The following is a 13,660-nucleotide window of genomic DNA, read 5'->3' as shown; positions in this document are numbered from 1 at the left end:
TGCTTTGCTGTTTGATTATTTGTATTTGAATTGCCCGACCATAGCATCTAACTGAGCAGCCATATCCGCTACACCTTGGCTGCTAGCGCTGGCTTGGCCGACGGCTGTTGCCGTATTGGTGGCCAGCTCAGCAATACGGTGGATGTTTTGATCGATTTCTGCTGACACCGCCGCCTGTTGCTCGGACGCCGAGGCGATCTGCAGGCTCCGATCCGAAATGTCGGTAATGGCCTCAACGATAAGATCGGCTGCTTCTTTCGCTTGTTGGGTGTGTGCCACGGTTTCACCGGCCAATGTTTGGCTGTGCTGCATCGCAGATACACTCTGGCTGACAGTGTTGAGCAGCTGTTCGATGGTTTGCTCAATTTCTTGGGTCGAGCTATGGGTACGCTGGGCCAGTTGCCGGACTTCGTCTGCCACGACGGCAAACCCTCGGCCGTGCTCTCCTGCTCGGGCAGCTTCGATCGCTGCATTGAGGGCCAGCAGGTTGGTTTGATCGGTAATGTCCCTGATCACCGAGGTCACCTTGTTGATATTTTGACTTTGTGTCTCCAGCGTCAGGATCTGTTGTTGCGCGGCCTCAATTTCGTGGGCGAGCGCATGGATGGAAGCTGCCGCCTGCTGGCTGATTTCCAAACTTCTCACCGCATTTTCCTGCCCGTGTTGTGCGGCCGCCGCCGTATCATTGATATTGCCGGCTATTTCGCTGCTGGTAGCCAGCAGTTCATTGACTGAAGTGGCAACGTTGGCGGATTCCCCCTGTTGCTGTTCGGCATTGGCCAAGCTGCCAGAGGTGGCAGATTGAGACTCGTTGGCTGACAGGGAGAGCTGTTTGGCGATCTCGGCAATATTGCTGATGATGACTTGCAGTTTTCCGGTAAACCGATCAAAAGAGCGGCTTAGTTGCGCCAATTCATCATCGCCGCTGTCATTCATTCGCGCAGTCAGGTCACCGTCACCTTGGGCGATGTCTTCCATCATATGGTTAACCGCATTGAGTCGCTGGCTGATGGTACGGCTGATCACTAACAGTACCAGTGTCATGACAAGGGTAATGGCGCCGCCCCCGAGTAGGAGGATCGTTTTTTCCTGAGACTGCATGTCATTTATTGCCTTGATGATCGTTTGTTCAAGGTGTTCAATATGGCTTTCAACCTCATGGATATTAGCCCGTAGTTCGCCATAAAGCCCCTCAGAATAGGTGAGGCCAATATCGGTATGGCCTTGTACCAACTCGTCAAACATCATTTGATAGATAATAAGACTTCTTCTTAATGTTTTTTGCTCCGCTGTGGAGAGTTCGCTATTGGACAAGGTTGAGAAAAGCGTGTCGAGATTGTTATTAAAGGCGGCAACGTGATTCGGATCTTTGGTGATGAGGAAGTCCTTTTCATTTCGGCGCAAGGTCAGTAGAAGGCGGTAGAGCTTTTCGTTGCCGCTAACCAGTAGCAATTCTTCCGTTTCGTTGGCGGCCGAGCGGATGTTGCCCCGCAATCCATCAGAAGGTGTCAGGCCCAGCAGGATGGTTTGATCGGCGATGAGGTTAAATTGGGTGGCATAGCTGTCGAGTGATGCCATAACCTGCTCGAATTCTGAGTTATTCTCGTCGCTGTACTGCGCCAGCAGGGTTTTTACTTGCTCTAACCTCGCATTGAGGCTGATTTGCTTCTGGTTGAATTTCTCAATGTAGCTTTCATCCAGTCGGGCTAGGAAGTCTTTTTCGTAGCGTCGAAGGGCCTGTAGGTCGGCATTGCTGTGAGCTGTTTCCTGGGCAGCGTGTTGCAGGTTGTCCAATTTCATAAAAGAAAGGGTTTCGAGGATACCGAACGCCACCATGGCACCGATAAGAAACAGGCTGGTGAGGTAGAGCTTAGCTTTAATTGTTGTAAATAAATGAGTTTGCATTCCACTCTCCCCGTTTAGTGGTATACCCCAGTGATGTAGAGTGCTGGGTGTGGGCCGTAATGTCGGCAAACAACTACACAAAAGTCTGCATTGTCATATACAACTATAGGATCAGAAATGAAAAAATCCCGAAACTTGCCCTAAAGTCGGGGAACTGGGGCAAACTTCGGGATCGAGGGTTAAGGCTAGTGACTTAGGCCAGAGCCATCGCTAACAAGGAAACAGGATGGATGGTTTCCAAGTGGGTATTTTCCTCAATCTGCCATTTACAGGTTTCGCAGTCGGTTATCGCATAATCGGCTTTGGAACGCTTGATCTGGTTAAACAAGTTGCCGCCGATAGCCATCGAGGTCTCATAATTTTCCGTTTTGAAGCCGTACGTTCCCGCTAGGCCACAGCACTGGCTGTCGAGGACTTCGACCTCAAGGCCCGGGATCTGCTTCAACAGCTCGATGGTGTATAAGCTGCCGCCGGTTTTTTCGAGGTGGCAAGGTGTATGGTATACCACCTTCTTGTTCAGTGGTTTCATCTTCGGGGCGCGTCCGTTCATGAATTCCTTGAGCAAGAAGCGGGTCACGTACTCTATCTTGTTAGCGACTTTGCTGTTATCGACTTTTAGGACATTCGGGTATTCCTCTTTCAGTGTGAAAGAGCACGTCGAAGACGTAGAGAGAATAGGGGCATCATGCTTCTCAACCGCAGCGGAAAAATTGTCGATGTTGAGCTTGGCATTTTTCTTCGCCTTGTCGAAAAAGCCATTGGCAATCAAAGGTACGCCACAGCACTTTTCCTTGTCCATCAGCTGCACACCAATGCTCATCGCATTCATGACACTGACAAAGTCTTTGCCTAGCTGCGGGTGGTTATAGTTCACATAACAGCCATGGAAATAATGCACTTGCTTGGGATAAAGCGCTTGGCTGGTACAGTTTTGTTTGTACCAGCGGCGGAATGTGCCATGCGAGTATTTTGGCAAGCTCTTGTGATCATGCACGCCAATGGTCTTGTGCATGATTTTCTTGACCGGTTTCAACCCTGTGATGGTGTTGACGATCGGTGCAAACGGGGTGGCTGCCGAGCCCATTAAGTCGGTGTGGCTTAACACAAAGTCACGGATAGTCTTGATGTTCATCGGTAACTTGGCATGCTCATCGCGGGCGACGGCTATCATATCGCCGATTTTCACACCGGATGGACAGGCGGTTTCACAGCGCTTGCAGTTGGTACACAGCTTTAGTGTCTCATCGTAAAAGTCAGGGCTTTTGATCCGCAGGCGCTCACCGTCTGGGCCGCATTGCTTAGGGCCAGGGTATTGCGGGTTCGCTTTGGCGACCGGGCAGTAGACTGTACAGACTGTACATTTGATACATTGGTCGAAGCTGGTATCTTTTTGCAGAAGGCTCATGCGGTAGTCCTTTCTTGTTTTGGCTGTGTATCTGTTTGCTGTTGCTGATGGGCAGTAATCATCTGTTGGGCAACAAAATATCCGGTGGAAATGGCGACCCCGGAGCCAGAGCCTTCCTGGACCGGATCGTAGTGGGCCAAAATGGCCCCGGCACAGTATAGGTTGCTGATCACTTGCTGGTTGATTGTCGGGTTCAGCCGGTTATTGCACTCAACGCCCATCTTCATGAACGGGTGGCTCTGCGGGGTGAAAAACTGTGGTTGATACCAATGATCCCGATGGGCGCTTTGGGCCATATCCAAGCCAAAGATGGGTTCGCTCACTGCATGGCGCTGTGCTGATAGCCCTTTGCTGAAAAAGCTACCGCTTGCCAGTAGGAAGTGATCAGCAACCAGTGGAATGTCTTCATGGTTGCGGGTGAAAATCTTCATCAGGCGGCCATTGCTGAATTCGCCCTTGCGTACTTCATCACCAGCCAGTAGCAAGCCGCCCAAGCGCTTGTAGTGTGACTTCATCGCTTCTTCGAGGCGGATCCCCAGCAGCGAAGGTGGCATGGTTGGCAGCTCACAAATTTTAAACCCGGTCAGCCCTTCCAGTAGCTTGATGGTTGCCGCGCCATCGCCGTTGCCGAAGATGGCTGGCAATACCACAAGATCGGCCTTGCCGACCTGCTGGATCATGGATTTGGCAAAAGCATGCAGCTTGGTCTCGTCGCGCAGAACCCGGGAGATATCAATCGAGCGGAATTCGCAGGGATTGCGCTGCATGTTGTCGAAATCAGGGAGCTCGACCGCAGCCGTCTTGATCTTAACGCTCTCGAAGGCGCTGAGCTTGGCCAGGTTATCTGCCGCCAGTTGGGGCTGGAAATCCCGGAAGCCATCGACCGTGACCAGGGCAATCTCCGCTAGCCCTTGCGCCAGCTGGTGGTGCGGGAACTGGTGGACAGTTTGCTGTGACAGCCAGGTGGAACGGAAGGTACCCATCGGGGTGACTCGGTAATGGTTCATCTCATCAGGTTGCGCTGTGAGGTATACCCCGCAGTCGGCCATCACATCCTGATACCAGTTAATGGCTTCACGGCATTGCAGCTCCCCCAGCTTGCTGTAGGGGTGGGATGGAGATTGCTTTTTCAGATCGGCAAATGCAGAGAAAGGTGCACCGACGTTCTCACCATTGGGCAGGCGGCTGAGCACGTCAACCGAGCCTGAAGAGAAGTGCAGGGCGCTCTGACCGGCTGCGATGACTGCTGTTTTCAGCCCTGCTTCAGCACAGCGGATGGCGCAACTTAGCCCTGCGACACCGCCGCCGATGATGATGCTATCAAATTTCATTGTGTTACCTCGTCAGCAGGCTGGGTTGTGGCAGCAGTAGGTTGTTCGGTTGTCACGGCTGCTTGTTGCTCAGGAAGATCGCTAACGCCAAACAGCCCTTCATAGATCCAGTAGGTGAACTCGCCTTCACGCAAAGCATCGCCCCAGAAAACGGGTTTGATCCCTTTCCAGCGCTCTTCTAGAAACTCCTCCAACAAGTGGCTGGCTGCATTGCCTGATGTTTTTCCGTACTCAGAAAACAGGCCTGCGGCACGGTAGGAGCAGAGCTCACCTTGGCACGGGCCCATGCCAATACGGGTACGGCGACGAAGGTCGACAAGGTTGTGAACATCCAAGTCTTTAATGGCATATTCCACTTCACCGCAAGTCACCATTTCGCACTCACAGATCACCGCTTGGCTTTTCTTGTCATCGCCGAGGAACTTCTCTGCGCGCTCGCCATGTCGGTAGAAGGCCGATTGGTAAACCGGCTTGGCAAGGCTTGCCGTTGCCAGTTTTTTCGGCTGGGCTTGCTCAGAGCCAGGAAGTGGCTTTTCATGGGTAATGCACGGGGCGGTGTTGCCAAGTTTTTTCGCCACCATGTCGGTAGTCCATTCGGCCATCATCCGGTAGGTCATCAACTTACCGCCGGTGATGGTTACAAAGCCGTCCAGGCCGTCACGTTCGGCGTGATCGAGCAGGACAATGCCACGGCTGATATTTCGACCGCTGGTGTCGCCATCGACAGCGACCAACGGCCTGACGCCTGCATAAGCGCGCAATACCCTGGTATTGGCCATGATCGGGGCGAGCTTGGTGCCTTCCTCGAGTAGGATGTCGATTTCTTTGCTAGTGACATGAAGATCATCAATCTTGTCGTAATCGATCCGCTCAGAGGTGGTACCGATCAGCGAGATGGTATCGCCAGGCACCAGGATGTCCGCATCGGACGGTTTACGGCAGCGGTTGATCACCAGGTTGTTGATACGGTAATCAAGGATCAGCAATGAGCCCTTGGCCGGGAACATCTTGATCGATAAATCCCCATATTCACAAATTTGCTGGCCCCAGATCCCTGCAGCATTTATCACTTGCTTGGCGCGGATTTCGAATGATTGACCTGTTTTCATGTCCAGGCAGTAGACACCACGGACCGTTGCCCCGTCTCGGATCAGGCCGGTGACATGGGTGTGGTTAAACAGGCGGGCACCATGTTCAACGGCATCCAGGACATTTGATGCTGACAAGCGGAACGGATCCAAGGTGCCATCGGGGACTTTTACTGCGCCAATCAGTGCAGGGTTACAGTTGGGTTCGAGGCGAAGTGCATCTTGAGGTGAAAGTTGTTCAACATCGATATCAGCAGCCTGACAAGATGAAATAAAGGTTTTCTGGAAATCGAGATCATCATCAGGCAGGGAAATGAATAGCCCTTGGGTATCTTCAACACAATGGCGTGCAATGTTTTTCAGAATGCGGTTTTCCTGGATGCATTCTTTGGCCGATTCCTGATCGGTTACGGCGTATCTGGCTCCCGAGTGGAGCAGACCGTGGTTTCTTCCTGTTGTCCCAGATGCGAGATCATCTTTTTCAACTAGGATGCATGGGATTCCGCGCAAGGCACAGTCACGCATAATACCTGTACCGGTTGCGCCGCCGCCTATAATCACAACATCTGTTTCAAACCAACTATTCATGTTCGTTTTCGCTTATTGTCTTTGGTCCGTGGATCAGGAAATGGAAAATTCCTTCGACTTTATGCGCTTTAATATGCCATTTTTTGTAGGGGTAATATTTGATCGGCTACACATTTATGAGCGTTCGCGCATTCGAACGCGCTTATTTATGATTGTTTGGCTGAAAAAGAAACAGTTTGTAGGGCGATCAGCCCTTCTTCTGGCTGGAAAAGCGCCTAATTAGACGTTTTATGGATAAACGAAACTGAAGGCACCTATATGATTGCCAGAGGTATCGGGGTATAGAGGGCCGGTTAGGCGATAGCTTTGCGTCGCTCGCTTGAAATAGGTGTATAGCCGACGGGGTGGAAGCGGGTGCAGTCACGGCCGGCATCTTTGCAATCGTACAGCGCTCTGTCGGCGCGATCTATCAAGGATGAAAGAGAGTCGCCGTTAGCATAGTTGGAAATACCAATACTTGTCGTGAAGCGAATCGTGGTGTTATCTATACCTGTTTCGATTTCCAATGCGCGGATGCGCGATAGCATTCGAACGGCCATTCTCTCTGCGTCGCAAGAGCTACATTGTGGCAGGAAGAGGATAAACTCTTCGCCGCCAAAGCGGCCAAACAGATCGGATTTGCGGATGTGTTGCTGCATAAAATGGGCAAATTCTTTCAGTACTTTATCACCAACACCGTGTCCCCATGAATCGTTGATCCGCTTGAAGCGGTCGATATCAAACAGCAGAACAGAAAAGGGCTGGCCTTTTTGCGCACAGCTAGCGAGGTACTTGTCAGCCAGCTGCAATAGCATCCGGCGGTTGTATACCCCCGTAAGTGGGTCGAGTGTGGCCTGACGGTAGAGCCGCATCAACATGTGCAATTTGGAGAGTTGAGACCAAACAACCATCAGGGCCAATACGTTCTGTAACCAGTAGCTGGCGATATTTTCAGGGTTTAGCAGATGACCGGCCAAGTAATCGACCAAGAGCTGTGTGATAGCCGTCACCGCCAGCATGCAGAGGCTTTCTTTTAAGGTTACTGGCAGGATGGTTAAGATAGCGACATGCACAATCGGCAACAGGGTATAGCCATAGACAAAGCCACTATAGACCGTTGGAAAATCCAGAACCCAAGCGGTATAGAGGTAAAACAGGTTAATACTGCCGACCATCAAGGCCATATACCATTGGGCTCGTTTTAACGTCGTATACTGGTGGTTTTCCCACGCAATCATCAACAGTACGCCACCAAGCAGCAGCCTAGATGCCGCTATCTGATGGTTGACTGGGTCAGTGAGCAATATCAAATCAAAGGGGAGCCAGAGAATAACCAATATCCCCCAGACCGAAGAGAGCATGGTGACCCGGCTGCGAAGATATCCGCTACGGGTATTTCTGAAGCTGGTGGAATGAGCGCGGGCACTCCAAAGATCGGGGATGTATAACTTGAGTGATTTGAACAGTGACAGCAGTGAAGAGGTCATAGCGATTATCCTTGCTAATGTCTGTTAGTCCTAGATCTAAACCGCTATTGATCTTTACTGGCGAGTAATTGCTATTATTTCACGCTGGCGCACATTGTTCAGTGATATTGATCCAAAATACAAGCCACAATTGCCTAACTTTGTTAACAAAATAAGAACGATAAGCCTAGCTTCCGCTAGGAACGGTTGTTTCACTGTTGGTATCAAAGGGAGGAATTGCTATCATCCATCCACTTTGTTAGGCCTATCTAGATAATCCCATGAACACTGCTTTAATTTTTCTGATCCCTGCTTTGCTTGGTGCCCAGTTGATTCTGAGTTTGGTCCTTACCAAAGGTGAGATTTGCCCTGGTCAGCGGGGAAGGGTCCATAAAACGTTGCCTGCTCTTCTTGTGGGTTGGTTAGTCGTAGCACTGGCCCAACCGTATGCTTTCTTGCCGCTGGTCGCTCTGGGCTACTTCACCCTCAAAGTCAAAACAGGCAAAACCCGCGATGCGGGCCCTCTCAATGTCTTTTATGCGGCTAATGTACTGGCGTTTTTTGTCTGGTTTTCTCTGCTACCGACGTTGACTCTACCCGTGGCCATTTTGAGTTTGTTCAGTATTGCACTATTTGGGTCACTGGCTGCTCACATCCTGCTGACACAGGCGCGAACCCGTCTACAGGCGTTTCACCGCTTGCTGCCGTTTGCAGGGTTTGTCAGTGCGATGGTAAGTGTTCTTTGCCTGCTATGGCTTGCTTACCAGCTTGATGAGGCTCAATTGGCGTTATTGACTAATAATGTGGTTGCGGCTTTGGTTTTGCTTGTAGCAGGTTTGCTTGTGTGGTCGATGCATCTGTTGACTGGCAAAACGGTTAACCGTTGGCAATTGGTTGTCGCTGCTGGCATTTTAGTGATCTCAGCCAACATGCAGGTCGCATTAATGTAATTTTAAGGCTGTTTAGCCTCGGCAATATCGGTGAAATGTGAGGCGGCGCTTTCTCTTTCCGCCTCATTCTGTCTATGCTTACTCATGAGTGAATACTTACCGAGGGGCAGGCAGTATGGAGATTAATAATCTTTTGAACATGGATGGCAACATCGTTCTCGGTATCGTGAACGAGCGATTACGCCTTGAGTGTTCGACCGTCGAAGAGTTGGTCAGTCGCTACGAACTGGACTTCAACGAGTTAAATCAAAAAATGGAAGACTTGGGTTACCATTACGATCCTATCAACAACCAATTCAAATAATTCCACCTCACCTTTTGTCCTGGCTGCATCGGCGTCAACCGCTATCATGCAGCCTTAATTCCTTCTAAATGAGTCTGGCATTGTTGTTTGGCCGTCGCAAAAAACGCAGATAAATAATGCCGTTCGCGTTCTTGCGCCCTAATGGCTGCAAACAAGCGTCGCCACAACCCATCACCCAATGGCTTGCTGATAATCAGCCCCTGACGGGCAAAGTCATAAACTGCCCAGTTTGGCAGTGCGGCAACACCCAGTCCAGCAGATACCATCTGTATCAGCATCAGGGTATTATCCGCTTGCTTCCAGTTGGCTGGCTCTACGCCAGCTGGTTGCATAAAATGCTTCACGACATCAAGCCGGTTTCGTTGTACCGGATAGCTCAGCATGGTTTCTTGGGCCAAATCTTCAGGCAAGATAATGCTTTTGGTAGCCAGTGGGGACTGCGGAGAAACGATCAGACGCATCTCAAAATCAAATAGGGGTTCAAAATGGATGTCACTGCGGGGCTGGATATCTGAGGTAATAACCAGATCGAGTTCACCCGCGCCCAGAGCGGGCAGGGGCTCGAAGCCAAAGCCGGATGAAAAGTCGAGTGCAACATTGGGCCAGTGAATTTGGTATTCCTTGAGGGCCGGCATCAGCCACTGGAAGCAGGAGTGGCACTCGATCGCCATGTGAAGGCGGCCATTGGTATCTTCTTTCAGGCTGGCTAGCTCATGCTCGGCCTGCGCCAGTCTTGGAAACAGATCATCGGCAAGCCGCAATAAGATATCGCCCTCAGCCGTAAACTTCACGGGGCGGGTTTTACGCAGGAAAAGCTGGCTGCCTAATCGCTGTTCCAAATCTTTCAGTTGATGCGACAAAGCAGATTGGGTTAGACAGAGTGTATTGGCTGTCGCGGTTAGCGATCCGGTATCTCTCAACACAGTGAGTGTTTTTAAGTGTTTAATTTCAATCAAATCGCTTCCTCTTACTTTTCTACTTTGGTGCTATCCCTGAAACGCTTTTTAATGTAGCGAGAAAATATAGCGGTGTAAACATCTAGACGGCTAAATGCAATTGTATCTAAAAATACACAAGTAAATTCTTATGAATTTTATTCAAGATAAACATTAATGATAAGAAATTGCTCATGGTCCGAGCGTGGGTCATTGTTAGTCCAACAAAGAAGAGAATGCATGGACGGAGCAATAATGATTTTAAAAACAACAACACATATTTTGGGATACCCGCGAATCGGCAGCCAGCGCGAGCTGAAGTTTGCCCTGGAAAAGTACTGGCGTGGCGACATGTCGCAGGCCGAACTGAACGAGGTTGGCAGCTTGCTGCGTCACCGTCATTGGGGGGAGCAATCGGGGGCTGGCCTAGATTTGGTCACCGTGGGTGATTTTGCCTGGTACGATCATGTCTTGGGTACCAGTATGCTACTTGGCCATTTACCCAAGCGCCACCGCAGCGGTTTCCCGGATTTAGATACCTTGTTCCGAGTCGCCAGAGGCAAGGCGCCGACGGGCTGCGGATGTGCGGCTTCGGATATGACCAAGTGGTTCAACACCAATTATCACTATATCGTGCCGGAATTTAGCCAAGATGATGAGTTCACCGTCAGCTGGCCACAGCTGTTTGAAGAAATTGCTGAGGCGAAAAAAGCGGGCCACAAGGTGAAGCCAGTACTGCTGGGGCCGGTTTCCTACCTTTGGCTGGGGAAGGAGAAAGATGCTGGATTCGATAGGCGCACATTGCTGCCAAGGTTGCTGGCTGCATATCAGCAAATTCTCAACAAATTGGCAAAGCTGGGTGTTGAGTGGGTTCAAATCGATGAACCTGCCCTTGGTGTAGAGTTACCCAAAGAGTGGGTTGATTCATTCAAGCTCGCCTATCAGGTGCTCCACGGCTCGCCCAAGCTGCTGTTGACCACTTACTTCGACAGTATTACTCATCAACTCGATACGATTACCGCACTCAGTATCGATGGGCTCCATGTCGATCTCACTGCAGCACCGGAGCAGTTCGACGAGGTGGTTGAGCGCTTGCCTGAAGATTGGGTATTGTCTGCCGGGGTCGTCAACGGCCGTAACGTCTGGCGCGCGGATCTAACCGCTTTGGTCGAAAAGCTGAAACCGGTCAAAGCGAAACTGGGCGAGCGGTTGTGGCTTGCGTCTTCGTGTTCATTGCTTCACAGCCCGATGGATTTGGACTTGGAAACAGAGCTTCATCCCGATGTTCGCCAGTGGCTGGCTTTTGCCAAGCAGAAATGCCGTGAGCTAACCTTATTGTCCCAAGCCTTAGATGGTAACGATATTGCGCTCGAAGAATGTGCTCGCTACAGTGCGCCGATTAAGGCCCGGGCAACCAGTAGCCTGGTGAATAACGAGCAGGTGCGTCAACGAACAGCGGCGATCACCGATGCGTTGGCGACAAGAAAGCTACCTTACGTCGAGCGCGCCCGTGTACAGCGTCAATCATTGGGGCTGCCCCTGCTGCCGACGACAACCATTGGGTCATTTCCTCAAACCACTGAAATCCGTTCCCAGCGCCGGGACTTCAAAGCGGGCCGGTTGGCAGAGCATGACTACATTACCGCAATGCAGGGGCATATCAAGGATGCGGTTGAGCGCCAGAGCAAGTTGGGGCTTGATGTCTTGGTGCACGGAGAGGCTGAGCGAAATGATATGGTGGAATATTTTGCCGAGTTACTCGAAGGCTTTGCAGCCACCCGCTTTGGCTGGGTACAGAGCTATGGCTCCCGCTGCGTCAAGCCTGCGATTATTGTGTCAGACATCTACCGTTCGGCACCGATGACCGTGTCTTGGGCGCACTATGCCCAGTCGCTGACGGACAAACCTGTTAAGGGGATGCTCACCGGTCCCGTTACCATTTTGGGCTGGACGTTCCCGCGCGAAGATCTCAGCCGTGAGGCGATTGCTAACCAGATAGCACTGGCGCTGCGGGATGAGGTGGCGGACTTGCAAGATAAGGGGATCAATATCATCCAGATTGATGAGCCTGCGATCCGCGAAGGGATGCCTCTCAAGGCAAGCCAATGGCAAGCCTATTTGGATTGGGCAGTGAAAGCGTTTAAGATTTCCGCCGCCAGTGCCGAGCCGCAAACCCAAATCCATACCCACATGTGCTATAGCGAGTTCAACGATATGATTGAATCGGTGGCCTTACTAGATGCTGATGTGATCACCATCGAAACCTCTCGCTCCGACATGGAATTGCTTGAAGCTTTTGAAGCGTTTGACTATCCCAATGAAACTGGGCCCCCTGCCGAAATGGCCCAGGGGCTCCGGTGTCGTCTAGGAACGACCTTTGATATCGTCAAAACTAGGCTTATAGTCTGACTTGGTGTATTTGGTCTTTAGAGCTGGAAATTGAGTTCTTTCCTTTTGCCCCTGTAGCTCTTTGCTGGAGGGGGCATAATTGGAGGGTTGGTATTTTACTGTCTGAGGAGAAACCACACTGTTGTCATTGCGGCCTTGCAGCTCGTAAGCGACGGCAGAATTAGCAAAGCATAACCCTGCAATAATAATGAACGCGACATTTTTCATAACAGCCTACCTTAGCAAGATTTAAAGGGATACCGAATTGCCTTCTTGCCCAAGCGATATTCTCGGGGTGCATATCTTAATGTTGCTTGGGTATATTTAGCTTAGCTGATAAAAAATCATTACTATGATGATTTACAAAACTTTAAGTTATCGAATAGTCAATAAAACCGGATTGCTGGCATAATATTTTATTTTGCGGTATCAGAAGGTATATCTAACGTATTGAATAATTGCGTAATAAATATAATTATGCGCTGACAAGCGGTCGTGGCCTTAATTTGCACGAAATATGAAAGTTTCGTGAGTGAAAGACTAATGTGGACCATTGACGGCTTAGAGTTGGTTTGGGTGCTCGATAGCCAGCTTGAAAGCATCCGGAAGGATACTTGGTCTTTTCTGCCTTTCGGTTTGTGGCTCCGGATAGCGCGGTAGCTTTAGCCAGTTACAGGCTCTCGACCATAGCTGGGCGTCAATAGATGGATCGATATCCATAAAGTTACAGCCTTCCTCAAACGCCTGCGGATAAACTGGGGAGTTGCTCATGGAACCGAGCAACGGAAAACGCAGGTGACCTAATACCCGTTTGAGCAATTCGATTCCTTGGGGTCCCTTCTCGTTTCGGGTGGCGACGATAGCCACCGGTATGCGTCTATGCTTGCCGGCAGTGGTATTTATGAGTTGTTGGGTAAAATTGAGCATCGCATGGATATCGACGGGGGTGGGCTGTACCGGGATCACGATGCGATCGGCAAGTGCGATGTAACGTTCAAGTTCGACGGCGCTAAAATTGGATGGGGTATCAATGACGATGACCTCGCATTCGGTATCGACCTTGACCGCAAGAGAAAACAGCTGTCCGCGGTCGAAGTTGAAGTGATGACCTTTAACCCGATCGTTGTTGTGGCTCCAGTAGTGCGAAGTTCGTTGCTTATCGAGATCGAGTAACTCTGTTCGGCAGTGGCGACTGAGTACACTAGAGAGTGAGATGGCAAGCGTGGATTTTCCAGCTCCTCCTTTCTTGTTCAGGACCAGTATTTTTTGTGCCCGAGATGACTTGAGCCCACAGAGTTTTCGCACAGAACTCACTTAGTTG

General features: G+C 50.6%; 11 protein-coding genes and 1 pseudogene. 4 read left to right on the top strand and 8 right to left on the bottom strand.

What is annotated here, in order from left to right; genetic code table 11:
• Nucleotides 1-15: 15 nt before the first annotated feature.
• The 4 genes from C9J03_RS13140 to glpA all read right to left on the bottom strand — a co-directional run bounded on the left by C9J03_RS13140 (nucleotide 16) and on the right by glpA (nucleotide 6,317).
• Nucleotides 16-1,905 carry a methyl-accepting chemotaxis protein gene (locus C9J03_RS13140; RefSeq protein ID WP_044623038.1) on the bottom strand — a complete coding sequence of 630 codons (1,890 nt, stop codon included), beginning with the start codon at nucleotides 1,903-1,905 and terminating at the stop codon, nucleotides 16-18.
• Nucleotides 1,906-2,098: 193 nt separating this feature from the next.
• Nucleotides 2,099-3,310 (bottom strand): anaerobic glycerol-3-phosphate dehydrogenase subunit GlpC, encoded by a 1,212-nt coding sequence (gene glpC / locus C9J03_RS13135; RefSeq protein WP_044623039.1) that lies wholly within the window; start codon nucleotides 3,308-3,310, stop codon nucleotides 2,099-2,101.
• Nucleotides 3,307-4,641 carry a glycerol-3-phosphate dehydrogenase subunit GlpB gene (gene glpB / locus C9J03_RS13130; protein WP_044623040.1) on the bottom strand — a complete coding sequence of 445 codons (1,335 nt, stop codon included), beginning with the start codon at nucleotides 4,639-4,641 and terminating at the stop codon, nucleotides 3,307-3,309. Before glpB ends, glpC begins: the two co-directional genes overlap by 4 nt.
• Nucleotides 4,638-6,317 (bottom strand): anaerobic glycerol-3-phosphate dehydrogenase subunit A, encoded by a 1,680-nt coding sequence (gene glpA / locus C9J03_RS13125; protein ID WP_044623041.1) that lies wholly within the window; start codon nucleotides 6,315-6,317, stop codon nucleotides 4,638-4,640. The genes glpB and glpA overlap by 4 nt, the downstream gene beginning before the upstream one ends.
• Before the next feature lie 40 nt (nucleotides 6,318-6,357).
• Between glpA and C9J03_RS13120 the strand changes: the two genes are divergently transcribed.
• Nucleotides 6,358-6,540 carry a hypothetical protein gene (locus C9J03_RS13120; RefSeq protein ID WP_146149082.1) on the top strand — a complete coding sequence of 61 codons (183 nt, stop codon included), beginning with the start codon at nucleotides 6,358-6,360 and terminating at the stop codon, nucleotides 6,538-6,540.
• A gap of 70 nt (nucleotides 6,541-6,610) precedes the next feature.
• Here the strand turns inward: C9J03_RS13120 and C9J03_RS13115 are convergent, their stop codons facing one another.
• Nucleotides 6,611-7,783: a GGDEF domain-containing protein gene (locus tag C9J03_RS13115; protein ID WP_044623043.1), complete on the bottom strand. Its 1,173-nt coding sequence runs from the start codon at nucleotides 7,781-7,783 to the stop codon at nucleotides 6,611-6,613.
• A gap of 260 nt (nucleotides 7,784-8,043) precedes the next feature.
• Between C9J03_RS13115 and C9J03_RS13110 the strand changes: the two genes are divergently transcribed.
• Both C9J03_RS13110 and C9J03_RS13105 read left to right on the top strand, forming a co-directional pair.
• Nucleotides 8,044-8,712 carry a hypothetical protein gene (locus C9J03_RS13110; RefSeq protein WP_044623044.1) on the top strand — a complete coding sequence of 223 codons (669 nt, stop codon included), beginning with the start codon at nucleotides 8,044-8,046 and terminating at the stop codon, nucleotides 8,710-8,712.
• Between the two features lie 115 nt (nucleotides 8,713-8,827).
• On the top strand, nucleotides 8,828-9,016 hold the full coding sequence (locus tag C9J03_RS13105) for a DUF4250 domain-containing protein (RefSeq protein WP_044623045.1): 189 nt from the start codon (nucleotides 8,828-8,830) through the stop codon (nucleotides 9,014-9,016).
• A 44-nt stretch (nucleotides 9,017-9,060) separates the two neighbouring features.
• On the opposite strand, the gene metR is transcribed toward C9J03_RS13105, so the two are convergent.
• On the bottom strand, nucleotides 9,061-9,972 hold the full coding sequence (gene metR / locus C9J03_RS13100) for an HTH-type transcriptional regulator MetR (RefSeq protein WP_044623046.1): 912 nt from the start codon (nucleotides 9,970-9,972) through the stop codon (nucleotides 9,061-9,063).
• A gap of 234 nt (nucleotides 9,973-10,206) precedes the next feature.
• Here metR and metE point away from each other — a divergent pair.
• Nucleotides 10,207-12,282: pseudogene (gene metE / locus C9J03_RS13095) on the top strand (5-methyltetrahydropteroyltriglutamate--homocysteine S-methyltransferase); the annotation flags it as partial.
• A gap of 33 nt (nucleotides 12,283-12,315) precedes the next feature.
• Here the strand turns inward: metE and C9J03_RS13090 are convergent.
• Complete coding sequence (locus C9J03_RS13090; protein ID WP_107291717.1) at nucleotides 12,316-12,567, bottom strand: hypothetical protein; 252 nt, start codon at nucleotides 12,565-12,567, stop codon at nucleotides 12,316-12,318.
• Between the two features lie 333 nt (nucleotides 12,568-12,900).
• On the bottom strand, nucleotides 12,901-13,644 hold the full coding sequence (locus C9J03_RS13085) for a ParA family protein (RefSeq protein ID WP_231580730.1): 744 nt from the start codon (nucleotides 13,642-13,644) through the stop codon (nucleotides 12,901-12,903).
• Between the last annotated feature and the right edge of the window lie 16 nt (nucleotides 13,645-13,660).

The organism is Photobacterium gaetbulicola, from assembly GCF_003025515.1.
In the GTDB taxonomy this organism is placed as follows: Bacteria; Pseudomonadota; Gammaproteobacteria; order Enterobacterales; family Vibrionaceae; genus Photobacterium; species Photobacterium gaetbulicola.
This window is presented reverse-complemented; position numbering and strand designations above follow the sequence as displayed.